This window comes from Paenibacillus durus (assembly GCF_000756615.1).
Taxonomy (GTDB): Bacteria; Bacillota; Bacilli; order Paenibacillales; family Paenibacillaceae; genus Paenibacillus_AQ; species Paenibacillus_AQ durus.
Genome location: NZ_CP009288.1, coordinates 5,530,050 through 5,551,653, shown reverse-complemented (window position 1 = coordinate 5,551,653; position 21,604 = coordinate 5,530,050). Strand labels below are relative to the sequence as shown.

Genomic DNA, 21,604 nt, shown 5'->3' with positions numbered 1-21,604 from the left:
CATAAACTAAATTCAGGGAGGAAACAACAAAAATGGAACAATTGCGCAAGAGTGACCCGGAAGTACTGAAAGCGATGGGACTGGAACTTAAGCGTCAGAAGGCCAATATCGAGCTGATTGCTTCGGAGAATATCGTGAGTGAGGCTGTCATTGAGGCCATGGGCTCCGTGCTGACGAATAAATACGCCGAAGGTTACCCGGGGAAACGTTACTACGGCGGCTGTGAAGATGTGGACATCGTGGAGAATCTGGCCCGTGATCGCGCCAAGCAGCTGTTCGGCGCCGATCATGCCAACGTGCAGCCGCACTCCGGCGCGCAGGCGAACATGGCTGTGTACCTCGCCGCGCTCAATCCGGGAGATACGGTGCTCGGCATGAACCTGGCTCATGGCGGTCACCTGACGCATGGCAGCCCGGTTAACGCTTCCGGCCTTCTCTATAATTTTGTCGCTTACGGCGTTCAGGAAGATACCTTCCTTATCGACTACGACGAAGTGCGCAAAGCCGCTTTCAAGCATCGTCCGAAGCTGATCGTCGCCGGCGCAAGCGCCTATCCGCGTACGATTGATTTCGAAGCTCTGGCTTCGATCGCAAGCGACGTCGGCTCGCTGTTCATGGTCGATATGGCGCATATCGCCGGCCTGGTAGCCGCAGGACTTCACACGAGCCCTGTTCCGCATGCCCATTTCGTGACCACGACCACCCACAAGACGCTGCGCGGTCCGCGGGGCGGCATGATTCTCTGCAAACAGCCGTGGGCTGCTGCGATTGACAAGGCCGTATTCCCGGGCTCGCAAGGCGGTCCGTTGATGCATGTCATCGCTGCCAAGGCCGTATCCTTCGGCGAAGCGCTTCAGCCGTCCTTTAAGACTTATGCGGAGAATGTAGTTAAGAATGCTAAGGTGCTGGCGGAAACACTGCTGGGCGAAGGCGTCAATATCGTCTCTGGCGGAACCGACAACCATCTGATGCTGGTTGATACGCGTAATTTGAACATTACCGGCAAGGATGCGGAAAAAGTGCTCGATTCCATTGGCATCACCGTTAATAAAAATGCGATTCCGTTCGATCCGACCAGTCCGTTCGTTACAAGCGGCATCCGGATCGGTACGCCAGCGGTTACCTCGCGCGGCATGGATGAGCAGGCGATGACCGAGATCGGCAAGCTCATCGCTGCCGTGCTGAAGAATCCAAAAGATGAAGCCACGCTGCAAGACGCTGCCCGCCGGGTCGCTGCGCTGACGGAGCGCTTTCCAATTTACCCTTCTTTACAGTACTAATCACTAAAACGCGATGCGGTCCACTGCCGCCCGACGCCTCGTTTCCAGCCCCTGCATGTCCGACTTTCGGCTTGCCGGGGCTTTTTTTGACAGAATGTTCACAGAAACGCATGGTAAATACATGAAAGTTGCAGAAAGCGAATGAGAATGTTCAACTAACTTTCATGAAATATCGTGAAAATATTGTGAAAAGTATGCAAAACCTGAAAACGGGAACTCAGATTTTCCCAGATCGGCAATCCCTCCTTTCCTAGATGAAATGAGCCATCAGTGATGATATAATATTACAGGATTTAGCTGAGAAAGGGTTAGCCCGGGCTCGCCTGGACAAAACTTACTGCTACCGGAGGGACAAACGAATGGGAAAACTGGTGATTTGCGATCATCCTTTGATTCAGCACAAACTGACTTTTATACGCGATGTGCGAACCAATACGAAGGAATTTAGGGAACATGTAGATGAAGTAGCGACTTTGATGGCCTATGAGATTACGCGGGATATTCCTTTGGAAACAATTACTGTGCAGACTCCGGTCGCTGAAACCGAAAGTAAGGTCATCTCCGGCAGAATGCTGGGACTTATCCCGATCCTGCGCGCCGGCCTTGGGATGCTGGAGGGTGTTCTGAAGCTGCTTCCGGCGGCGAAGGTGGGCCATGTCGGCCTGTTCCGTGATCCGGAGACGCTTCAGCCCGTCGAATATTACATCAAGCTGCCTACGGATGTGCAGGAGCGTGAACTGATTGTCATCGATCCGATGCTGGCGACCGGCGGGTCCGCAATCGCGGCTATCACTTCGCTCAAGAACCGCGGCTGCACTCAGATCAAGATGATGAATCTGATTGCCGCTCCCGAAGGCGTTGCCGCCGTTCAGGAAGCCCATCCGGATGTTGACATTTATGTTGCCGCGCTTGACGATCATCTGAACGATCATGGCTATATCGTGCCGGGTCTTGGCGATGCCGGAGACCGGCTGTACGGAACGAAGTGACAAACGTAAAGCAGCAGAAGAAAGGATAGGGGTTATGTCCAAGATTAAAGTAATGACGATTTTCGGTGTCCGTCCCGAGGCAATCAAGATGGCGCCTTTGGTTCTTGAGCTTCAAAAGCATCCCGAACATATCGAATCGCTGGTTTGCGTCACGGCGCAGCACCGGCAGCTGCTTGATCAAGTGCTTGAAGTATTTAACATTGTGCCCGACTACGATTTGGACGTCATGAAGGACCGGCAGACGCTGAACGAGATTTCCATTCGCGTTCTTGCAGGGCTGGAACCCGTACTGCGGGAAGCGAAGCCGGATCTGGTGCTTGTTCACGGAGATACGCTGACGACATTTCTTGCCAGCTACGCCTCTTTTTTGCAGCAGATACAGGTGGGACATGTGGAAGCGGGGCTGCGAACCTGGAACAAGCTCTCTCCATATCCTGAAGAAATGAACCGTCAATTGACCGGCGTGATCGCCGACCTGCACTTCGCTCCGACCGACTGGTCGGCTGGAAATTTGAGACATGAAAACAAAAAAGAATCAAGTGTTTATATCACAGGCAATACGGTGACCGATGTGTTTCAATATACCGTACAGCCGGGCTACCGGCATCCGGTACTGGAATGGGCTGAAGGAAAAAGACTTATTCTGATGACGGCGCACCGCAGGGAGTCTCAAGGCGAACCGCACCGTCATATTTTCCGTGCCGTCAAAAGGATTGCTGATGAATTCGAAGATGTCGCCATCTGTTATCCCGTGCATCCGAGCCCGGCCGTTAAGGAGCCGGCATACGAGATTTTGGGCGGGCATCCCAGAATTAAGCTGATCGATCCGCTGGATGTCGTGGACTTGCACAATTTTTATCCGCATACCCACTTGATTTTGACCGATTCAGGCGGCTTACAGGAAGAAGCCCCCTCCTTCGGAGTTCCTGTTCTTGTGCTGCGCGACACGACGGAGCGTCCGGAAGGCATCGAGGCCGGAACGCTGGAACTGGTAGGTACGGACGAGGAGAAGGTGTATCAACGGACACATGCCTTGCTGACGGATCAAGACCTCTATCAATCCATGAGCCGGGCCGCCAACCCGTACGGAGACGGCAAAGCGTCGCAACGCATTGTCAATGCGATTTTGCACCACTTCGGAGTTATTGAAGAGCGCCCTGACCAATTTCACAGAATGTTCACAAATAATTTAGAATCAGAATAGGCTTAGTTGTGAAAAAGTTTTTGTGAGCATACAGTACAACTGTACGGTTGATATGGTTTTGGAATGATTTACTGTGATTTTTTTCATACTTTCAGCCGTTTTTCGAGCCTGTTTATGACACGTTGACAAACTCTTGTTACATTCAGTAAAATGAATTGGAATTCCAAGGGTGGGGTGCTATGAAACATCCTGAACAACCGAATGATGAGAACCGGAAATTACGTAAATCCTTTCAGGCTATGGGTCTTGTCAGTGCCATCGGTATCGATCTTGCCGGCTGTACCATAGGCGGTTATTTTTTCGGGAAATGGCTTGGGAGCATGTGGGGTAACCAAGGTTTGTGGGTTGGTCTAGGTGTTCTTTTCGGCATGCTGTCAGGAGCCGCAGCTATTGTGAGTCTTATCAAAAAAGTGACGAGGGATAGCGATGAATGATGCAGCCAGAATGAACAAACTGATGTTGATGAGCATTGCGGGGATTATTGTCGTTTGTGCTATCATCGCCGAATTGATGCCCCATCGCCGCACCGTCCTTCACGGTATCGTGCTTGGCGCCAGCGTAAGCTGTCTCAATGTTTTTTACATGGCTTACAAAGTGAAAGGAATTGCAAAATCCGCCTCCGGTGAAAGTAAAGCCCGCGCTACGCTGGGTTTCGGGTTGAGGATAGCAACCTCCATCTTGGCGGTTGTACTCGCGCTTGAATTTCCTCATTATTTCAATGAGATCGCCGTATGCGCCAGTCTTGCGACCGGTTATTTCGTACTTCCTATCATGGGATTTATTTTGCTGCAAATTGAGGAACGCAAACATACTGACGGAAAGGGGTGAGAAACATGCATTTATCACCAAATATTAAACTCGCTGGACTCGAATTTGATCTGTCCATCGTGTTGATGCTGATCGTTACCTGTACAATCGTCTTGATTATTGCTCGTCTGGCGACGCGGAATCTTTCCGTGGAGAACCCCGGCAAAATGCAAAACTTCATGGAATGGCTCGTTGAATTTGTACAAGGCATGATGTCCAGCACAATGGATTTGAAGAAAGGCAAGCCTTTCCTCAGTCTTGGACTAACGCTGATCCTGTTTATATTTGTCGGAAATATGCTTGGCTTGCCGTTCGGGATTGTTACCGAGTACCACGATGCAAGCAAAGCGACGTTCTTTAACCAACCGCTTGTAAATGTTGTGGAGGAAATCCATAAGGTCCATGCCGCTAATCCGGCAGGGGAGGCAGAAGTCGGAGTAAGCTGGTGGAAATCGCCTACAGCCGATCCTGCCGTGTCCTTGGGACTAGCTGGATTGATCTTCCTGATCGTCCATTTTCTTGGGATCACTCGCAACACGAAAGCGTATTTCAAACATTATCTTCAACCATTCCCTGTCTTCCTGCCGATTAACCTGATTGAGCAGTTCTCCAAGCTGCTTACACACGGTATGCGTCTTTTCGGTAATATATTCGCCGGGGAAGTGCTGATTGCGCAGCTCGTTAAGCTGGGTTCTCTCGGAGCTCTTGGATTTGTCGCCTCCATCCCGCTGCTTATAGTGTGGCAGGGCTTCAGTATCTTCGTCGGTTCAATCCAGGCATTTGTCTTTACCATGCTGACATTCCTGTACATATCACAGGCGATAACCACGCATGAGGATCATTAGTTTCAATCAAGGCGCACGCAAGTACGTCTGATCTTTAAATATATTAAAGTACAAATCACACACAATTTAAGGAGGATTCATCAAATGGGAGTTATGGCATATATCGCGGCAGCAATCGCGATAGGTTTGGGCGCACTTGGCGCAGGTATTGGTAACGGTCTGATTGTCAGCAAGACGGTTGAAGGCATCGCCCGTCAGCCTGAGGCTAGAGGGACGCTTCAAACGACAATGTACATTGGTGTGGCTCTGGTAGAAGCCCTGCCGATTATCGGTGTCGTACTTGCCTTCATTTTCTATGCAGGAGCAGGCTCCTAATAAATTTTACAAAAAGTTTGGCGGGGAAGGCCATGGCCCTCCGCGCTTTCTTTTTGGCTTAAATAGTATGTCTTTGGTTGGTTATCGAAGTTACCGGAAAGGAGTGACCCTAAGTGAATTTTTCATACACATCGCTCGTCCTGGCGCTGATCGCTTTTCTTATCTTGTATTTCCTGCTTAACAAATACGCGTTCGGCCCCTTGTTCTCCGTTATGGAGAAACGGCGGGAGCTGGTATTGCAGCAAATTAATGAAGCTTCGCAGACGCGGGAGCAGGCGGTCGCTTACGTAGAGGAACAGAAGCAGGCTCTCCAGGATGCCCGCAAAGAAGCTTATGACATTATCGAGCAGTCCAGACAGACTAGCAACAAGCAAACCGAACAACTGCTTGAACAAGCCAAAGCGGAAGCGGCTCGAATCAAGGATGAGGCTGTCCGCGACATTCAGAACGAAAAGAACAAGGCCGTCGAGGCGCTGCGCAGCGAGCTCGGTTCGGCTTCCGTAAAAATCGCATCCAAGCTGCTTGAGAAGGAAGTCAGCTCGGACGCCGCGCAGGAGGAACTCGTTGATCAATACCTCAAAGAGGTTGGGGGCAGATCATGAGTCAGGATACGGTAGTTGCCAAAAGATACGCGAAGGCATTGTTTGAGGTGGCTGTTGAAGAGAAGAAGACGCTGGAAGTGGAGCAAGAGCTAAAAGCCCTGGTTTCCGCTCTGGATTCGAACACCGATCTTCAAAGGTTCATCAGCACTCCGAAAATTTCGGGGGAGGACAAGCTGGCGGTGCTCAAACAAACGCTTGAAGGCAAGCTGTCGAATGTCGTAATTAACACGCTTGAACTTCTCGTAGAGCGCGGCAGAATGAGCATCCTTTCCGAACTGCTAGACAGCTATGTCAAGATTGAGGGCGAGAGCCTGGGTCTTGCCGACGCTACCGTTTATTCCATGTATGAGCTGAACGAGCAGGAAAAGAAAGCTGTCGCCGAAGAATTCGGCACCTTGACCGGCCGTAAGATTCGCGTTGCCAATGTAGTGGATAAAAGCTTGCTGGGCGGACTGAAAGTTATCATCGGCGATACGCTGTACGACGGCAGCCTTGCCGGCAAGCTGGAACGTCTGGAAAAATCCTTTAACGATAAGCACAGAAGATAGGGGTGAGCGTACTTGAGCATCAGACCTGAAGAAATCAGCACTTTGATTAAAAGTCAAATCGAACAATATAAATCCGATATTGAAGTAACCGAAATCGGAACCGTTATTCAAGTCGGCGACGGGATCGCCCGCGTATACGGTCTGGAAAATGCGATGGCGGGCGAACTGCTTGAGTTCTCCAACGGCGTAGTAGGCATGGCGCTCAATCTGGAGGAAAGCAACGTCGGTGTCGTTATCCTTGGTGAGTATACGGAAATCCGTGAGGGCGACCAAGTTAAACGTACGGGCCGCATTATGCAGGTTCCCGTTGGCGAAGCTCTGCTCGGCCGTGTCGTTAACCCGCTCGGCCAGCCGCTGGACGGCAAGGGACCGATCGAGACGACGGAATTCCGTCCTGTCGAGAACAACGCGCCGGGCGTTATCGAGCGTAAATCAGTGCATGAGCCTATGCAAACCGGCCTTAAGGCGATTGACTCCATGGTGCCGATCGGCCGCGGTCAGCGCGAACTGATCATCGGCGACCGTCAGACCGGTAAGACGGCAATCGCCATCGACGCCATTATCAACCAGAAGGGCAACGGCATGAAATGTATTTACGTTGCCATCGGACAAAAGCAATCCACAGTAGCACAGGTCGTGGAAACACTGCGCCGCCACGGCGCGCTGGACTATACGATCGTCGTTACCGCATCGGCTTCCGAACCGTCGCCGCTGCTGTATATTGCTCCATATGCGGGCTGCGCGATGGGCGAATACTTCATGTACAAGGGCGAACACGTTCTGGTTATCTATGACGACCTGTCGAAACAGGCTGCTGCTTACCGTGAATTGTCCCTGCTGCTCCGCCGCCCTCCGGGCCGCGAGGCATTCCCTGGCGACGTATTCTATCTCCATTCCCGTCTGCTGGAACGCGCAGCGAAGCTGAGCGACGAGCTCGGCGGCGGTTCGCTGACCGCTCTGCCGTTCATCGAGACGCAGGCTTCCGACGTATCGGCATACATCCCGACGAACGTTATTTCTATTACTGACGGCCAGATCTTCCTGGAATCGGACTTGTTCTACTCCGGCCAGCGTCCAGCGATTAACGTCGGTATCTCCGTATCCCGCGTAGGCGGATCGGCGCAGATCAAAGCGATGAAGAAGGTTGCGGGCTCGCTCCGTCTGGACCTTGCACAGTACCGCGAGCTGCAGGCTTTTGCCCAATTCGGCTCCGATCTGGACAAATCGACCCAAGCCCGTCTGAACCGCGGCGCGCGGATGATGGAAATTCTGAAGCAGGGTGTCAACCAGCCTCTTTCCGTTGAACATCAGGTCATCAGCTTGTATACGGCGGTCAAAGGATATCTGGATGAGATTCCGGTTAAGGATGTAAGACGGTTTGAAAAAGAATTCCTTTCCTATATGGACAGCAATGCGCCGGAAGTGGCTGCATCCATCACGGAAACGAAGGACCTGACGGCTGATAACGAAGAGGCCCTGAAGGCTGCTATCGAGAAATTCAAAAAAGGCTTTGCGGCCAGCTAAGGATTAACCTTGGACGCAAACCATTAACAAAGACTAGTAATATGCCGGGCTTGCGGATTCTCCCAAGCTTGGCATATGCTCATGAAGCCGGCTTTGGCTTTGCCAAAGCACAAGATTATGCTTACGAAGTCAGCTTTGGCTTCGCCAAAGCTTATAGGTGGTGAAATCATGGCAAGAAGCATGCGTGATATTAAACGTCAAATCAAGAGCGTTCAGAACACCAGACAAATCACCAAAGCGATGGAAATGGTCGCCGCCTCCAAGCTGAGAAAGGCGCAGGAGAAAGCGGAAGCGGCCCGCCCCTATTCGCAGAAGCTGAAAGAAGTCGTGTCGAATATAGCTTCCGGTACGAAAGGAATCAAGCATCCCATGCTGGTGAGCCGCCCCGTCAAGAAGACCGGCTATATTGTCGTTACTTCAGACCGCGGTCTTACCGGGGGTTCCAATGCCAACATCTTGCGAAAGGTGACGACGCTAATTCAGGAACGCCACAACTCCAAGGACGAATACGGCCTGTTTGTTATCGGCCGCAAAGGGCGGGATTTCCTGCGCCGGCGCGATTATCCGATTGTCGAGGAAGTCACCGAGCTGTCCGATACCCCGTCTTTTGCCGACATCAAGGAGATCGCTTATGCGGCGGTGGGACAATTCGAGGAAGGCGTGTTCGACGAGATCTATATCTGCTATAACGTGTTTGTGAATCCGATCAGCCAGGTTCCGACTGTAGTACGGCTGCTGCCGATGGACGGAGTAGGACAGGCGGAAGAATCTCAAAGTCATGAGCTTAAAGCGGGCTACGAATATGAACCGTCGCCGGAAGGCGTATTGGAGGTTCTGCTGCCGAAGTATGCGGAGACTTTGATTTACAGCGCTATTCTTGACGGTAAAGCCAGCGAACTGGGCGCCAAGATGACGGCAATGGGCAGTGCGACCAAGAACGCCTCGAAAATGATCGGAAATCTGACGCTTACGTACAACCGTGCCCGTCAGGCGGCAATTACGCAGGAAATTACCGAGATCGTAGCGGGTGCGAACGCGCAGTCTTAAAATATAAGGGAGGAACATAAGCTGACCGCTTATCCTTGCCTTTTTATGAGACAGCGATACCGCCCTCTAAAAGGACGGCGCAGCCGTATCTTCTTGAAATATAAGCAAGTATAAGCTGCGCACTTAACTTCTGCCCTTATGTTTTACGAGAAACGGTTCCGTCCCTTAACCAGGACGGCAAGCTGTTTCTTCTTAGGTAACAGTTTTCAAGGAGGGAAACATAGATGAACGTAGGACGCGTAGTAAGCATTATGGGTCCGGTTGTCGATATTGAGTTTGAACGCGGCCAACTGCCCGAAATCTTCAATGCGATCAAGATCGGCGCCGACGCAGCTCAAGGACGCCAGAAAGAGCTGACACTTGAAGTATCCAATCATCTCGGCGACAATCTGGTTCGCTGTATTGCCATGTCCTCCACGGACGGACTTGTTCGCGGATTGGATGCAGTAGACCAAGGAGCCCCAATTTCGGTTCCTGTCGGAGATGTAACGCTTGGCCGGGTGTTCAACGTGCTCGGCAATACGATTGACAACGGAGCGGAAATTGGCGATTCGCAAAAGAACCCGATCCACCGGATCGCGCCAACGTTCGACGAGCTGTCAACGCAAGCGGAAATTCTGGAAACCGGGATCAAGGTTATCGACCTGCTCGCCCCTTATGCCAAGGGCGGTAAAATCGGCCTGTTTGGCGGCGCGGGTGTTGGTAAGACGGTAACGATTCAAGAACTGATCAACAACATCGCTCAGGAGCATGGCGGTATTTCCGTATTTGCGGGCGTCGGAGAGCGTACACGCGAAGGTAATGACCTGTACCATGAAATGACAGATTCCGGCGTTATCAAGAAGACGGCGATGGTGTTCGGACAGATGAACGAACCGCCGGGCGCGCGTCTGCGCGTTGCGCTGACGGGTCTGACGATGGCGGAATATTTCCGCGATGTGGAAGGCCGCGACACGCTGCTCTTTATCGATAACATCTTCCGCTTCACGCAAGCGGGCTCCGAAGTATCCGCCCTGCTGGGCCGCATGCCGTCCGCGGTAGGTTACCAGCCTACGCTGGCAACGGAAATGGGCCAATTGCAGGAACGGATTACTTCCACCAAAAAAGGCTCCGTTACTTCCATTCAAGCGATCTACGTGCCGGCGGATGACTACACTGACCCCGCTCCGGCAACGGCGTTTGCCCACTTGGACGCAACGACGAACCTGGAGCGTAAAATCTCCGAGAAAGGCATTTTCCCGGCGGTGGACCCGCTGGCATCCAGCTCGCGGATGCTGAATCCGGAAATCGTTGGCGAAGAGCATTATAATGTGGCTCAGGGCGTTAAGCAATTGCTGCAGCGCTATACCGAGCTTCAGGATATTATCGCCATCCTTGGTATGGATGAGCTGAGCGAGGAAGATAAGCTGATCGTGGCCCGCGCCCGTAAGGTGGAACGCTTCCTGTCGCAGCCTTTCCACGTGGCGGAGCAGTTTACCGGCTTCAAAGGCGCATATGTACCAGTCAAAGAAACGGTCCGCAGCTTCAAGGAGATCCTGGAAGGCAAGCATGATGATCTTCCGGAAGCGGCATTCCTGTTCGTAGGTACGATCGAGGAAGCTGTAGAAAAGGCGAAAACGTTGTAACCTGATGCTTTAAGGAGGAATTCGCAGTGAACACCTTTTTGTTGGAGATTGTCACGCCGGATCACCTCGTATATGCCAAGCAGGTTCACAGCTTGACCGTACGGGGGGCAGAAGGCGATCTGGGCATTTTGCCGGGACATATTCCGCTTGTAACTCCGCTTCAGGTTGCGCCGATGATCATCAAATCGGACGACGGTACGACGACAGTTGCCGTGCATGGCGGTTTTATCGAAGTGCATAAGGATAAAGTGACCGTGCTGGCTGAGAGCGCCGAGCTGCCCAGCGATATCGATCTTGAACGCGCCGAGGCGGCCAAAGAACGCGCACAGCGCCGTTTGCAGTCCAAGGGCAAGCAGGACGAGATTGATCATCGCCGCGCTGAGCTTGCGCTGCAGCGTGCGGTTACACGGATTAAAGTGTCCACCAAAAAAGGACAACAATAACATGAGAAGCAGTCTGGCCTTGAGCCGGACTGCTTTTTTGCTTGAATCCAAAGTGAATATAGATGACAATAATTTAACAAACGATGTCATTTTGTAATATATGAGTGGACATTGAAAATAAGAGCGTTTTCTTAAAGACTTTTAGCCAAAAAAGTTGTAAAAGTACTGGATTCTTTTTCATTACGCAAGTATGATGTAAGAGTCGATTTCCAAGGGCAAGAATAGGTTGGGGGTTTAGGATGGATGAAATCATGACAGCCGAACTTACCGGTTCTATAGGGATTAGCGGTTTGATGTCGATGGTTGTGTCGCTATTGTGTGTTGCAATATCCTGGTGGGCCTTGCAGAACCTTAAGCTGGATTTGATCATAAGATATCCCAAGAGCCCGCAAGGGCGGCTGCTTCATTTGCTTCTGGCTATCGTACTGGGACATTTTGTAGCAGGTTTTCTGCTGGATTATTTGGGATACAGCACTCAAATCCGCCATATGCTATATTGAACAGGCGGTCCGCATAATAACATTTTTTTATGTTAAAACTTAATCTAAAGAAGCGTCCCGCGCTAATCCGGGGCCAAGCAGCGGAATCGAAGTATTTTAAAAATTGACTATTACATGTAATTGTACTCAAACAAGCAAGGATATGGAGAATGATATTAATGTCAGAGAAAATAATGGACGCGGAGGGAAATGAAAATGAGTAAATTTATCGTCCGCGGTGGCAAAAGATTGACCGGGAGCGTAAAAGTAAGCGGCGCGAAAAATTCCGTACTACCGATCATAGCCGCCTCTCTATTGGCTGAAGAAGGAGACAGCGTTATTGTTGACGCTCCTCCGCTAGATGATGTATTAACGATCAGTAAAGTATTGGAATCTCTGGGGGCGGGAGTTACATATCAGGATGATATTATTCAGGTCGATGCCCGAAAGCTAACGACTTGTGAAGCGCCCTACGAGTGGGTGCGCAAAATGCGGGCTTCTTTTTTGGTGATGGGACCTCTTTTATCCCGGCTGGGCCATACGCGAATTTCTCTGCCAGGCGGCTGCGCAATCGGAACGCGCCCCATCGATCAGCATCTTAAAGGCTTTGAAGCGCTTGGCGCCGAAATCAGCTTGGGGCAGGGCTATATCGAAGCAAAGAGCAATGGCCGGCTGCGCGGGGCCAAGATCTATCTGGACGTTGCCAGCGTAGGAGCAACCGAGAATATCATGATGGCTGCGGCTTTGGCCGAAGGCGTGACGATGATCGAGAATGCCGCTAAGGAACCGGAGATTGTTGATTTGGCCAATTACCTGAACAGTATGGGAGCCGTCGTTCGCGGTGCGGGCACTGGCGTCATCCGTATTGAAGGGGTAGAGCGTCTGCACGGTGTAAGACATCATGTGATCCCTGACCGGATCGAAGCGGGCACATATATGGTGGCTGCGGCGATTACCGGCGGAGACGTATATGTGGAAGGCGCCATTGCCGATCATCTCGGACCGGTTATTGCCAAGATGGAAGAGATGGGCGTAACGATTATTCCGGATGAGAACGGCGTCCGTGTCATCGGTGACAAGCCGCTGAAGGCTGTGGATGTGAAGACTTTGCCTTATCCGGGCTTTCCTACCGACATGCAGTCCCAGATGATGGCGCTGCTGCTTCGTTCGGAAGGAACGAGCGTAATTACAGAGACGGTTTTTGAGAATCGCTTTATGCATGTGGATGAATTCCAGCTTATGAACGCGGAAATCAAGATCGAAGGGCGTTCCGCCATCGTTACCGGTAATGGACGTTTGATGGGAGCGAAGGTCTGCGCAACGGATCTGCGCGCGGGAGCGGCGCTAATTCTGGCCGGTCTGGTCGCGGAGGGAACGACGGAAGTGGGCGGCACGCATCATATCGACCGCGGCTATGTGCATTTGGCAGAGAAACTGTCTGGCCTGGGTGCGGACATTTGGCGCGTCACGCTGGATGAAAGTTCAGTGGAAGCAGCCAAAGAAGAAACGCTCAAGCCGGAAGCAGCCAAGAACGCCGCTGTTAAGAACGAGGAGACGAAGCCCCGGTTTCAGATTCAACCGACTTGGGTATAACTCGCTGACACAATAAATTGAAGATTGCAATGGGAAAAGACCTGTCCGTGCGGTGCGGCCGGGTCTTTTTATTTGAGTAGCCCCCTTTTAAGTCTCTGATATGGAGTACAACTCTTCCTTCTCTCGAATACTTCGTTCTAGCAATTGTCCGAGACTCATAATATTAAGTATGAGGACAAAGGAGAAGGGAGACGGAAGAGATGAAAGATTTCCGCCTTTGGCGCCGTAAAGCGGCGCGGTGGAGACCCGGGCGCCGGAGACGCCAGCTTTCGGCCCGCGTGTGGACCGGGCGGCTTGTGCCCGCCGCCTGGCTGGCCGCGCCGCTGCTGGCGGCGCTGCTGCTGCCGCTGGCGGTCGTGCAGCAGCGGCAGCACGACCCGTCGCCGCCGCCGGCCGCGCCGACCGCGCCGGACGCGCCGCGGCGCACTGCCGCACCAGCGGCGCGGGAACCGGCTGCGGCGGAAGCCCCGCAGCCGAAGGTGTCCGTGTATTTGTCGCATACTGGACAAATCGAGACCCTGCCGCTGGAGGACTACGTCACCGGCGTGATCGCGGCCGAAATGCCGGCTGATTTTGAGCTCGAAGCGCTCAAAGCACAGGCGGTCGCGGCCCGCACCTTTATCGTACGCCGCCTGCGGGCCGGCGACAGAAGCGGGGTTCCCGCTGCATCTGCGGATGTGACCGACACCGTAAGCCATCAGGCTTACGTCTCGTCCGCCGTGCTGCAGCGGGACTGGGCGAAGGCCGGCCGCAGCGCCGACCTGGCCAAGCTCCGCCGCGCGGTACAGGAGACGCGCGGCATCGTGATGACGTACAAGGGAGAGCCGATTACGGCCTCTTTTTTCGCCTCGAGCGGAGGGTATACGGAGAACTCGGAGGATTATTGGAAGGCGGCCGTGCCTTACTTACGCAGCGTGGCGAGTCCCTGGGACCGGGAAGTAACGCCGGGTCTTAAGGTTACCGCTACCTTCAGCGTATCCGAATTGAGAGAGAAGCTTGGAATCGAGGGTGATTCCAGATCGGGTGCGCAGAAAGTATTCGCCCCCTCGGGCGTTACGGCGGGGAAGGTCATGCCGCTCTCAGCGGAGCATACTTCCATAGGCGTGCCGCGAATAGAGGTACTGTCGGTTACCGCAGGCCACCGGGTAAAGGAAATTTCGATTGACGGCCAGGTGTTTACGGGACGTGAAGTGCGAGAGAAGCTCGGGCTGCGCTCCAGCCAGTTCACCTGGAAGATGGGTAACGGCCAGATCGCCATTACAACCTACGGCAGCGGTCATGGCGTCGGCATGAGCCAATGGGGAGCGAATGGAATGGCGAAGCAGGGCAGCTCGGCAACGCAGATTCTCAAACACTATTACAGCGGAATATCGTTTACGCAAGTCTCAACTCTTTTGAAAAAATAAAGTGAAAGAAACGTATAAAAGCGAATCGCTCGGTAACACTGATTACTGAGGTGATAGCAAATGAATGAACAAGACAAAAACAAACTGTCCAATGAAGAATCTCTCAAAACCAAACCGGGAGAAACCGGCAGCCAGCCTTCTTCATTGAACAAACTGTTCTCTAAACGTTGGGTATTTCCGGCAGTCTACACAGCGGCAGCGGCAATTATACTAACCTTGGTATGGGTCTATCAGGATGCCGGCCAAAAGCCGCTTTCGACAGACACCGCCGCCGTTGTCTCTGAGGATGTCGGAGGTTCCGGCGATACGGCCGGGGCTGCGGATGCAGGAAAAGAACCGAATGCGCTGGAGGTCGCCGCTTCGGCGGAGAGCCTGGCTTGGCCGGTGGCCAACCCAAGCGATGTGCAAGTCGTTAAGCCGTACTATGACGAGAATGGGACCCAGGAGAACCACATCGAGGCTATGGTGCAGAACGGCGATACCTTTACGCCCAATACCGGCATCGATCTTGCCCGTGAAGACAACAAGACTTTTGACGTTAAGTCCGCCATCAGCGGCGAAGTGACCCGGGTCGAAGACGTGGCTACGCTCGGCACAGTGGTTGAAGTGACCCAAGGCAACCTGAAGACCGTCTACCAAAGTCTCGGCGAAGCCAAAGTGAAGCAGGGCGATCAGGTGAAGCAGGGTGATACGCTAGCAAGCGCTGGACGCAATGAAATCGAGAAGGATCTGGGCAACCACCTGCATTTTGAGGTGTACCAGGACGGCAAGCCAGTCAACCCTTCGGAACAGCTTCCGCAAAAAGCGCAAAAATAATATTTGAACGTAAGGCAGGGGGACGCTCGTCCTCCTGTTTTTTCGTTTCCGGTATAGGAGCATAGTCCCCGCTTTCTAGGGCTATTTTACGGTTGTCCCGCAAATAAAATGAGCCTGCCCCGGCTTGTCATCCCGTTAAAGCGCGAATATATAGGCCCGCCACTCATATAATGTACCAAACTATCCACAGTTGGGAGGCGGGAGCGTGCACGATTATATCAAGGAACGTACGATTAAAATCGGACGCTGCATCGTGGAAACCAGGCATACGGTCCGGACTATAGCCAAAGAATTCGGCGTTTCCAAAAGCACGGTGCATAAAGATCTAACCGAGCGGTTGCCGGAAATCAATCCTGATCTAGCCGATCAGGTGAAGCACATTCTTGAATACCACAAATCGATCCGTCATCTCCGGGGGGGCGAGGCCACAAAAATCAAATATAAGAAAAACACGGGGAAGAAGCGGGAGGTGGCCGTAGCGATAAAACAATAAAATTTCATTGAACTCTTCCCCTAAAGTATGGTAATTTTAAATTTGGTACTAACTTATCTCTCTCATCTAAAATAATACTTTGGGGGCTCTTTCATTATGCTTAGCAAGGACATCGGAATCGATCTCGGCACAGCCAATGTGCTTATTCATGTTAAAGGAAAAGGAGTCGTTCTGGATGAACCTTCCGTGGTCACGCTTGAAAGCGACACGAAGAAGGTCCTTGCGGTGGGAGAACAGGCGCGCCGTATGGTCGGCCGTACCCCGGGAAACATCTCAACGATTCGTCCGCTCCGAGACGGCGTTATTGCCGATTTTGAAATCACGGAGACGATGCTGAAATATTTCATCGACCGCGTCGGAGGCCGCACCTGGTATGCGCGTCCGCGCATTTTGATCTGTGCCCCCACGAATATTACCTCGGTTGAACAGAAATCGATCCGTGAAGCGGCGGAGCGCAGCGGGGCGAAGGAAGTCTTTATGGAAGAGGAGCCGAAGGCCGCGGCAATCGGAGCGGGCATGGATATTTATCAACCTAGCGGAAATATGGTCGTCGACATCGGCGGCGGAACGACGGATGTAGCCGTATTGTCCATGGGCGACGTCGTTACCGCCTCCTCCATCAAAGTAGCAGGGGACAAGTTCGACGAATCCATTTTAAAATATATTAAGCAGAAATATAAACTGCTCATCGGTGAACGGACGGCTGAAGATATCAAGCTGGCCATCGGGAATGTGCGTCCTGGCGGTATACAGGCTGAGATGGATATTCGCGGCCGTGATATGGTAAGCGGGCTTCCGCAGACTCTGACGATCACCTCGGTCGAAGCGCAGGAGGCGCTTTGGGACCCGGTGTCGTCCATTGTGGCTGCGGCGAAGACGGTGTTGGAACGGACGCCTCCGGAGCTGTCCGCCGATATCATTGACCGTGGCGTCGTGCTGACCGGAGGAGGAGCGCTGCTGAGCGGACTTAGCGAGTTGCTCTCCGAAGAACTGCATGTGCCCGTATGGGTGGCGGAGGATCCGATGCACTGCGTCGTGAAAGGAACGGGTATTTTGCTGGATCATTTGGACAAAGTGGTTAAGAAAAAGTTCTGAGCAGCCGATATATAAATAAAGGTTTGTAAGTTGAGCTCAGACTTCTGCGGTTTAGGAAGGGGAAACGCCTTTATGATAAGAGGTTTATATACGGCCGCTGCCGGCATGGTCACGGAGCAGCGCAGACATGATACGGCAACGCAAAATATCGCCAATCTGAATACGACGGGGTACAAGCAGGTCGAAAGCATCAGCCATTCATTTCCGAATGTGCTGATCTCCGCCATGCAGGGCGGGATTGTGAAGCCGATTGGCAGAATGAACACGGGGGTATTCGCCGAGCAGTCCATGTCCAAATTTCTGCAAGGCGATCTGGTCGAAAGCGGCAAGTCAACCGATTTTGCACTGTCGGCCGACCTTCGTCTGGCTGATCCAACAACAGGCGCTAACCTACCCTTTGACGCATCGGGCAAGTATATAAGCGATCAAGGTGAGATTATTTACCAGCCGCAGGCTTTTTTCACGGTGCAGGATAATGATGGGAATACGCTTTATACACGCAACGGCGGCTTTACTGTAACTCCTGCCGGTGAACTGCTGAGTTCCGGAGGGTACAAGGTGCTTGGCGCCGATGGCAGACCGGTAGTGTTAAACGGTACGGTGGACAACCTCAAGGTTGACGAGAAAGGCAATCTTCTTGATGCAACCGGCGCTCCAACCGGCGTTCGTCTTGGAATCAGCATTGTAACCAGGCCGGAGAATCTGGTGCGCGATGGCAACGGTGTATTTCACGCAGAAGATGCACAGGCGGCGGGAATCCGGTATGCGGCTGCGGGAGATAATATGCAGGTCCGCCAGGGATATATCGAAGGCTCCAATGTGGATGTGACGCAGGTTACCGTTGATTTGAACGCGGCTTACCGGGCGTATGAAGCGAACCAGAAAGTGATCCAGTTCTACGACAGCAGCTTGCAAAAGGCTGTAAATGATGTCGGCAGAGTATAGGAGGAGTGACCGATGAACAATTCGACAATCGGCGCGGCCGTCTCGATGACCAGTCTCCAGCAGCGTCTTGATCTTATCGCCGATAATATTGCCAATATCAATACGGCAGGCTACAAGAGCAAAGACGGGGCCTTTGAAGACGTGCTGACCCGGGTACAGCAGCAATCGCAGGAATATAAGCTTGAGGGGCGCAGCATGCCTTTGGGCTTTGATATCGGCTTCGGCATGCGGATTCCCCAGGTTACCACCAGTTGGGAACAGGGAGCGCTTAAGGAGACCGACAATGCCAGCGATTTGGCACTGCAGGGCAGCGGGTTGTTCGCTGTACAGGTTAACGGCGTTACTTCCTATACGCGTCAGGGCGATTTCCATTTTACGCCTGATGCAGCCAATCAAGGTAATATGATTTTGGTGGACAATGAGAACCATCCGGTGCTGAACGCGCAGGGCAAGCCGCTGACGGTTCGCTCGGGTGTAAGCGTGGCATTTAACGAGGCAGGCGTGGTATTGATGAAGGAAAGTGAGAACGGGCCGGTAACCGAAGCAGGCCGGCTGATGCTTGTGGAACCGAAGAACAGCGAGGTGCTTCAGGCAGTGGATGGCGGAAGATTTGTTCTTAAGGACGGAGTGACGGCTGAACAGGCCTTCGTGCAGCGGACGGCTGGTGAGAGCCGCGAAGTGGCGGTGCGCTCCGGCTGGCTTGAGCAGTCCAATGTCGATCTGAACAAGGAAATGACGGATATGATGCAGATTCAGCGGACGTATCAGCTTGTCGCCCGGGCTTTTTCCTCCAGCGATCAAATGCTTGGGCTGGCAAATAACATGCGCGGGTAGGTGAAGCGATGAGCCGTCACAAAGAAGATCGTTTGAAACAAGAACAACAGACAGAAGATAACGTGCCGATAAAGCGCAAGCGATCGAAATGGACGGTAGTTAGGTGGTTTCTGATTCCTTTGCTGCTGCTGCTTGCCCTTGGCGGCGGCTTGGCAGCCGGTTATGTTGTCCTCGGCAAAAAGGAGCTTAGCGATGTGTTTCACTGGAGCACGTGGAAGCATGTATACGATCTGGTCTTTGCCCCATAATGTCGCAAGAACCGCTATGCGAAACTCCCTTGTATGAGGGAGTTTTCTTTTTTATACTGGAAAATGTATAATGATTGGGAGCTTTCGAGATCAAAAAGGGCCCTCTCCGCTTTTGCAGCGGGAGAAGCCCCTTATCTCAACCTCCACTTCTGCAGCCGGTGAAGGATAAATATAGTTCTTGCCAAAAGCATCTATATTTATGCACTCCGGCAATAATAAAGTGCCTTTATATCGGGGGGCTGTTTTTTCGAGGCCTTTCTCTCGAACTGGAAGGAGTAAGTTACATGCTGGATGTCAATCAAATTCAGGAAATTATCCCCCATCGTCCGCCTTTCCTGCTGGTGGACAAAATTATCGAAATCGAAATGGGGAAACGGGCGGTAGGCATTAAAAATGTCACGGTGAACGAGCCCTTTTTTATAGGGCACTTTCCAGGATACCCCGTTATGCCCGGCGTACTGATTACGGAGGCGCTCGCACAGGTTGGTGCTGTAGCGATTCTGGGCGTCGAAGCCAACCGTGGCAAAATCGGCTTTTTGGCGGGCTTGGACGGTTTTCGTTTCCGTGGACAGGTGGTGCCGGGGGATACCCTAAAGCTCGAAGTGGAGATTACGCGTCTTAAAGGAAGTATCGGCAAAGGGAAAGCGGTTGCCAAAGTGGAAGACAAGGTTGTGGCCGAAGGCGAAATTATGTTTGCGCTGAATTAAATCATACCTGGAGAAGGAGAGATTTTTATGACCCAATTGAGTCCAAAAGCTGCAGAAACATTGGAACGCTGGCTGCAAGACCCATCCGTAGACGAGACCACCAAGCAGGAACTTCGCGGACTGACGAGTGATCCGCAGGAACTTGAAGAACGCTTCTACCGGGATTTGGAATTCGGGACAGGCGGTTTGCGCGGCGTGATCGGCGCAGGCAGCAACCGGATGAACCGATACACGATAGCAAGAGCGACTCAGGGTTTTGCCAATTTTATTTTGGAACAGTATAAGGGCGAAGGCCGTCCATCTGTTGTTATTGCTCATGATTCCCGCCGGTTCTCCCCTGAGTTTGCGCTGGAAACGGCACTTGTTCTGGCCGGCAACGGAATTGAAGCTTATTTATATCCTTCCCTTCGCTCTACGCCGCAGCTGTCCTTCAGCGTGCGCCATTTGGGAGCAACAGGCGGTGTCGTCATTACGGCGAGTCATAATCCTCCGGAATATAACGGGTACAAAGTATACAATGCTCAAGGCGGTCAGCTTGTGCCGGATGAAGCCGAGAAGGTGATCTCCTACATATTCAAAGTGGATTCCTTTAGCGCCTTCAAGCGCGCCGTTAAAGAAGAAGCGGAAGCTGCCGGGCTCCTTCATTGGCTTGGCGAGAAAGAAGACGAGGCCTACACCGATACGGTAGCGGCAGTCAGTGTCGGCCGGTCGGAAATCGCCGGGGGCCTTGGAAGCAAATTTAAAATTGTTTATACGCCGCTGCATGGAACAGGCAATCTGCCGGTGCGCAGCGTATTGAAAAAGATTGGTTTCACCGATGTGCTTGTCGTGCCGGAACAGGAACAGCCGGATTCCGAATTCTCCACGGTGAAATCGCCGAATCCGGAAGAGCGGGACGCCTTTACGCTGGCGATCAAGCTTGGCGAGGAATTGGGTGCCGATCTGCTTATCGGTACAGATCCGGACGCGGACCGGATGGGCGCCGTCGTACGTGACCATGAGGGCAAATTCGTCGTGCTATCGGGGAATCAGTCTGGCGCATTGATGATTCACTACTATCTGAGCCGGTTGCAGGAACTGGGCAAGCTGCCAAGCAATGGCGCGGTAGTCAAGACGATCGTGACCAGTGAGATGGGCGCTGCAGTTGCCAGCCATTACGGAGCGACCGTGTTTAACACGCTGACGGGCTTCAAATATATCGGTGAAAAAATGACCCAGTTCGAAGCTTCAGGGGATTACACATATCTGTTTGGATACGAGGAAAGCTATGGATATCTTGCCGGCAACTATGCACGAGACAAGGATGCGGTTCTTGCTTCCATGCTGATAGCCGAAGCAGGGGCCTATTACAAAGCTCAAGGAAAAACGCTCTACCAGGTGCTTCAGGAGCTTTATACGCAGTTCGGCTATTTCCTCGAAAGCCTGGAATCCCGTACACTCAAAGGCAAGGACGGGGTTGCCCAAATTCAGGGCATCATGAGCGATTGGCGGCAAAATCCGCCGCAAGAAATCGCAAGCATTACCGTAAGCGAGGTGCTGGATTACTCTCTTGGTTTGGATGGGCTTCCGAAGGAGAATGTGCTGAAATATCTGCTCGCCGACGGTTCCTGGTTCTGCCTGCGTCCTTCAGGCACTGAGCCCAAGATCAAGGTGTACTTTGCCGTACGCGGCGAGTCGCTTGAGGATGCCAAGTCCAAGATTGCCGCACTTACCAGAGAAGTTATGGGCAAAGTCGACGGCGGAAGCAATTAAGAGGATG

General features: G+C 52.5%; 24 protein-coding genes. All 24 read left to right on the top strand.

The window, feature by feature from the left end:
• Nucleotides 1-32 precede the first annotated feature (32 nt).
• A complete protein-coding gene (locus PDUR_RS24495) occupies nt 33-1,280 on the top strand; it encodes a serine hydroxymethyltransferase (protein ID WP_042208565.1) in 1,248 nt (415 codons plus the stop codon).
• A gap of 359 nt (nt 1,281-1,639) precedes the next feature.
• Nucleotides 1,640-2,269 (top strand): uracil phosphoribosyltransferase, encoded by a 630-nt coding sequence (gene upp / locus PDUR_RS24490; RefSeq protein WP_025688634.1) that lies wholly within the window; start codon nt 1,640-1,642, stop codon nt 2,267-2,269.
• A 34-nt stretch (nt 2,270-2,303) separates the two neighbouring features.
• The gene (gene wecB / locus PDUR_RS24485; protein WP_042208564.1) at nt 2,304-3,473 is read left to right on the top strand and encodes a non-hydrolyzing UDP-N-acetylglucosamine 2-epimerase; all 1,170 of its coding nucleotides are present in this window, start codon (nt 2,304-2,306) and stop codon (nt 3,471-3,473) included.
• 179 nt (nt 3,474-3,652) lie between these two features.
• Entirely contained in the window at nt 3,653-3,907 is a 255-nt protein-coding gene (locus tag PDUR_RS24480) for an AtpZ/AtpI family protein (RefSeq protein ID WP_042208562.1), read from the top strand.
• Nucleotides 3,900-4,301, top strand: coding sequence for an ATP synthase subunit I (locus tag PDUR_RS24475; protein WP_042208560.1), 402 nt, complete (start codon nt 3,900-3,902; stop codon nt 4,299-4,301). Before PDUR_RS24480 ends, PDUR_RS24475 begins: the two co-directional genes overlap by 8 nt.
• A 5-nt stretch (nt 4,302-4,306) precedes the next feature.
• Nucleotides 4,307-5,125, top strand: coding sequence for a F0F1 ATP synthase subunit A (atpB, locus tag PDUR_RS24470; RefSeq protein ID WP_042208559.1), 819 nt, complete (start codon nt 4,307-4,309; stop codon nt 5,123-5,125).
• 84 nt (nt 5,126-5,209) lie between these two features.
• On the top strand, nt 5,210-5,440 hold the full coding sequence (gene atpE, locus PDUR_RS24465; protein WP_042208557.1) for a F0F1 ATP synthase subunit C: 231 nt from the start codon (nt 5,210-5,212) through the stop codon (nt 5,438-5,440).
• Nucleotides 5,441-5,553: 113 nt separating this feature from the next.
• Nucleotides 5,554-6,042, top strand: a complete 489-nt coding sequence (gene atpF / locus PDUR_RS24460) for a F0F1 ATP synthase subunit B (protein ID WP_042208556.1) — start codon at nt 5,554-5,556, stop codon at nt 6,040-6,042.
• On the top strand, nt 6,039-6,590 hold the full coding sequence (locus tag PDUR_RS24455; protein WP_042208555.1) for a F0F1 ATP synthase subunit delta: 552 nt from the start codon (nt 6,039-6,041) through the stop codon (nt 6,588-6,590). Before atpF ends, PDUR_RS24455 begins: the two co-directional genes overlap by 4 nt.
• Nucleotides 6,591-6,602: 12 nt before the next feature.
• On the top strand, nt 6,603-8,114 hold the full coding sequence (gene atpA / locus PDUR_RS24450) for a F0F1 ATP synthase subunit alpha (RefSeq protein WP_042208554.1): 1,512 nt from the start codon (nt 6,603-6,605) through the stop codon (nt 8,112-8,114).
• Nucleotides 8,115-8,282: 168 nt separating this feature from the next.
• Complete coding sequence (atpG, locus tag PDUR_RS24445) at nt 8,283-9,161, top strand: ATP synthase F1 subunit gamma (RefSeq protein ID WP_042208553.1); 879 nt, start codon at nt 8,283-8,285, stop codon at nt 9,159-9,161.
• A gap of 224 nt (nt 9,162-9,385) precedes the next feature.
• Entirely contained in the window at nt 9,386-10,786 is a 1,401-nt protein-coding gene (gene atpD, locus PDUR_RS24440; protein ID WP_042208552.1) for a F0F1 ATP synthase subunit beta, read from the top strand.
• A 26-nt stretch (nt 10,787-10,812) separates the two neighbouring features.
• Nucleotides 10,813-11,229, top strand: a complete 417-nt coding sequence (locus tag PDUR_RS24435; protein WP_025688599.1) for a F0F1 ATP synthase subunit epsilon — start codon at nt 10,813-10,815, stop codon at nt 11,227-11,229.
• A 239-nt stretch (nt 11,230-11,468) separates the two neighbouring features.
• On the top strand, nt 11,469-11,729 hold the full coding sequence (locus PDUR_RS24430) for a DUF1146 family protein (protein ID WP_179945171.1): 261 nt from the start codon (nt 11,469-11,471) through the stop codon (nt 11,727-11,729).
• A 195-nt stretch (nt 11,730-11,924) separates the two neighbouring features.
• Nucleotides 11,925-13,301, top strand: a complete 1,377-nt coding sequence (murA, locus tag PDUR_RS24425; RefSeq protein ID WP_042208551.1) for a UDP-N-acetylglucosamine 1-carboxyvinyltransferase — start codon at nt 11,925-11,927, stop codon at nt 13,299-13,301.
• A gap of 200 nt (nt 13,302-13,501) precedes the next feature.
• Entirely contained in the window at nt 13,502-14,707 is a 1,206-nt protein-coding gene (gene spoIID, locus PDUR_RS24420) for a stage II sporulation protein D (protein ID WP_042208550.1), read from the top strand.
• A gap of 60 nt (nt 14,708-14,767) precedes the next feature.
• Nucleotides 14,768-15,523 (top strand): M23 family metallopeptidase, encoded by a 756-nt coding sequence (locus tag PDUR_RS24415; protein ID WP_042208549.1) that lies wholly within the window; start codon nt 14,768-14,770, stop codon nt 15,521-15,523.
• A 205-nt stretch (nt 15,524-15,728) separates the two neighbouring features.
• On the top strand, nt 15,729-16,016 hold the full coding sequence (gene spoIIID / locus PDUR_RS24410; protein ID WP_042208548.1) for a sporulation transcriptional regulator SpoIIID: 288 nt from the start codon (nt 15,729-15,731) through the stop codon (nt 16,014-16,016).
• A 96-nt stretch (nt 16,017-16,112) separates the two neighbouring features.
• Nucleotides 16,113-17,111 (top strand): rod shape-determining protein MreB, encoded by a 999-nt coding sequence (mreB, locus tag PDUR_RS24405; RefSeq protein WP_042208547.1) that lies wholly within the window; start codon nt 16,113-16,115, stop codon nt 17,109-17,111.
• A gap of 72 nt (nt 17,112-17,183) precedes the next feature.
• Nucleotides 17,184-18,056 (top strand): flagellar hook-basal body protein, encoded by an 873-nt coding sequence (locus PDUR_RS24400; protein WP_042208546.1) that lies wholly within the window; start codon nt 17,184-17,186, stop codon nt 18,054-18,056.
• A 12-nt stretch (nt 18,057-18,068) separates the two neighbouring features.
• Nucleotides 18,069-18,890 carry a flagellar hook-basal body protein gene (locus PDUR_RS24395; protein ID WP_042208545.1) on the top strand — a complete coding sequence of 274 codons (822 nt, stop codon included), beginning with the start codon at nt 18,069-18,071 and terminating at the stop codon, nt 18,888-18,890.
• A gap of 8 nt (nt 18,891-18,898) precedes the next feature.
• On the top strand, nt 18,899-19,138 hold the full coding sequence (locus PDUR_RS24390; protein ID WP_042208544.1) for a DNA-directed RNA polymerase subunit beta: 240 nt from the start codon (nt 18,899-18,901) through the stop codon (nt 19,136-19,138).
• A 284-nt stretch (nt 19,139-19,422) separates the two neighbouring features.
• Complete coding sequence (gene fabZ, locus PDUR_RS24385; protein WP_042208543.1) at nt 19,423-19,845, top strand: 3-hydroxyacyl-ACP dehydratase FabZ; 423 nt, start codon at nt 19,423-19,425, stop codon at nt 19,843-19,845.
• A gap of 27 nt (nt 19,846-19,872) precedes the next feature.
• The gene (locus PDUR_RS24380; RefSeq protein ID WP_042208542.1) at nt 19,873-21,597 is read left to right on the top strand and encodes a phospho-sugar mutase; all 1,725 of its coding nucleotides are present in this window, start codon (nt 19,873-19,875) and stop codon (nt 21,595-21,597) included.
• The last annotated feature ends 7 nt before the right edge of the window (nt 21,598-21,604 follow it).

Coding starts and splice junctions, on each gene's coding strand:
- PDUR_RS24495 (WP_042208565.1), top strand. CDS start 33: ATGGAACAATTGCGCAAGAGTGACCCGGAAGTACTGAAAGCGATGGGA.
- upp (WP_025688634.1), top strand. CDS start 1,640: ATGGGAAAACTGGTGATTTGCGATCATCCTTTGATTCAGCACAAACTG.
- wecB (WP_042208564.1), top strand. CDS start 2,304: ATGTCCAAGATTAAAGTAATGACGATTTTCGGTGTCCGTCCCGAGGCA.
- PDUR_RS24480 (WP_042208562.1), top strand. CDS start 3,653: ATGAAACATCCTGAACAACCGAATGATGAGAACCGGAAATTACGTAAA.
- PDUR_RS24475 (WP_042208560.1), top strand. CDS start 3,900: ATGAATGATGCAGCCAGAATGAACAAACTGATGTTGATGAGCATTGCG.
- atpB (WP_042208559.1), top strand. CDS start 4,307: ATGCATTTATCACCAAATATTAAACTCGCTGGACTCGAATTTGATCTG.
- atpE (WP_042208557.1), top strand. CDS start 5,210: ATGGGAGTTATGGCATATATCGCGGCAGCAATCGCGATAGGTTTGGGC.
- PDUR_RS24455 (WP_042208555.1), top strand. CDS start 6,039: ATGAGTCAGGATACGGTAGTTGCCAAAAGATACGCGAAGGCATTGTTT.
- atpG (WP_042208553.1), top strand. CDS start 8,283: ATGGCAAGAAGCATGCGTGATATTAAACGTCAAATCAAGAGCGTTCAG.
- atpD (WP_042208552.1), top strand. CDS start 9,386: ATGAACGTAGGACGCGTAGTAAGCATTATGGGTCCGGTTGTCGATATT.
- PDUR_RS24430 (WP_179945171.1), top strand. CDS start 11,469: ATGGATGAAATCATGACAGCCGAACTTACCGGTTCTATAGGGATTAGC.
- murA (WP_042208551.1), top strand. CDS start 11,925: ATGAGTAAATTTATCGTCCGCGGTGGCAAAAGATTGACCGGGAGCGTA.
- spoIID (WP_042208550.1), top strand. CDS start 13,502: ATGAAAGATTTCCGCCTTTGGCGCCGTAAAGCGGCGCGGTGGAGACCC.
- PDUR_RS24415 (WP_042208549.1), top strand. CDS start 14,768: ATGAATGAACAAGACAAAAACAAACTGTCCAATGAAGAATCTCTCAAA.
- mreB (WP_042208547.1), top strand. CDS start 16,113: ATGCTTAGCAAGGACATCGGAATCGATCTCGGCACAGCCAATGTGCTT.
- PDUR_RS24400 (WP_042208546.1), top strand. CDS start 17,184: ATGATAAGAGGTTTATATACGGCCGCTGCCGGCATGGTCACGGAGCAG.
- PDUR_RS24395 (WP_042208545.1), top strand. CDS start 18,069: ATGAACAATTCGACAATCGGCGCGGCCGTCTCGATGACCAGTCTCCAG.
- PDUR_RS24390 (WP_042208544.1), top strand. CDS start 18,899: ATGAGCCGTCACAAAGAAGATCGTTTGAAACAAGAACAACAGACAGAA.
- fabZ (WP_042208543.1), top strand. CDS start 19,423: ATGCTGGATGTCAATCAAATTCAGGAAATTATCCCCCATCGTCCGCCT.
- PDUR_RS24380 (WP_042208542.1), top strand. CDS start 19,873: ATGACCCAATTGAGTCCAAAAGCTGCAGAAACATTGGAACGCTGGCTG.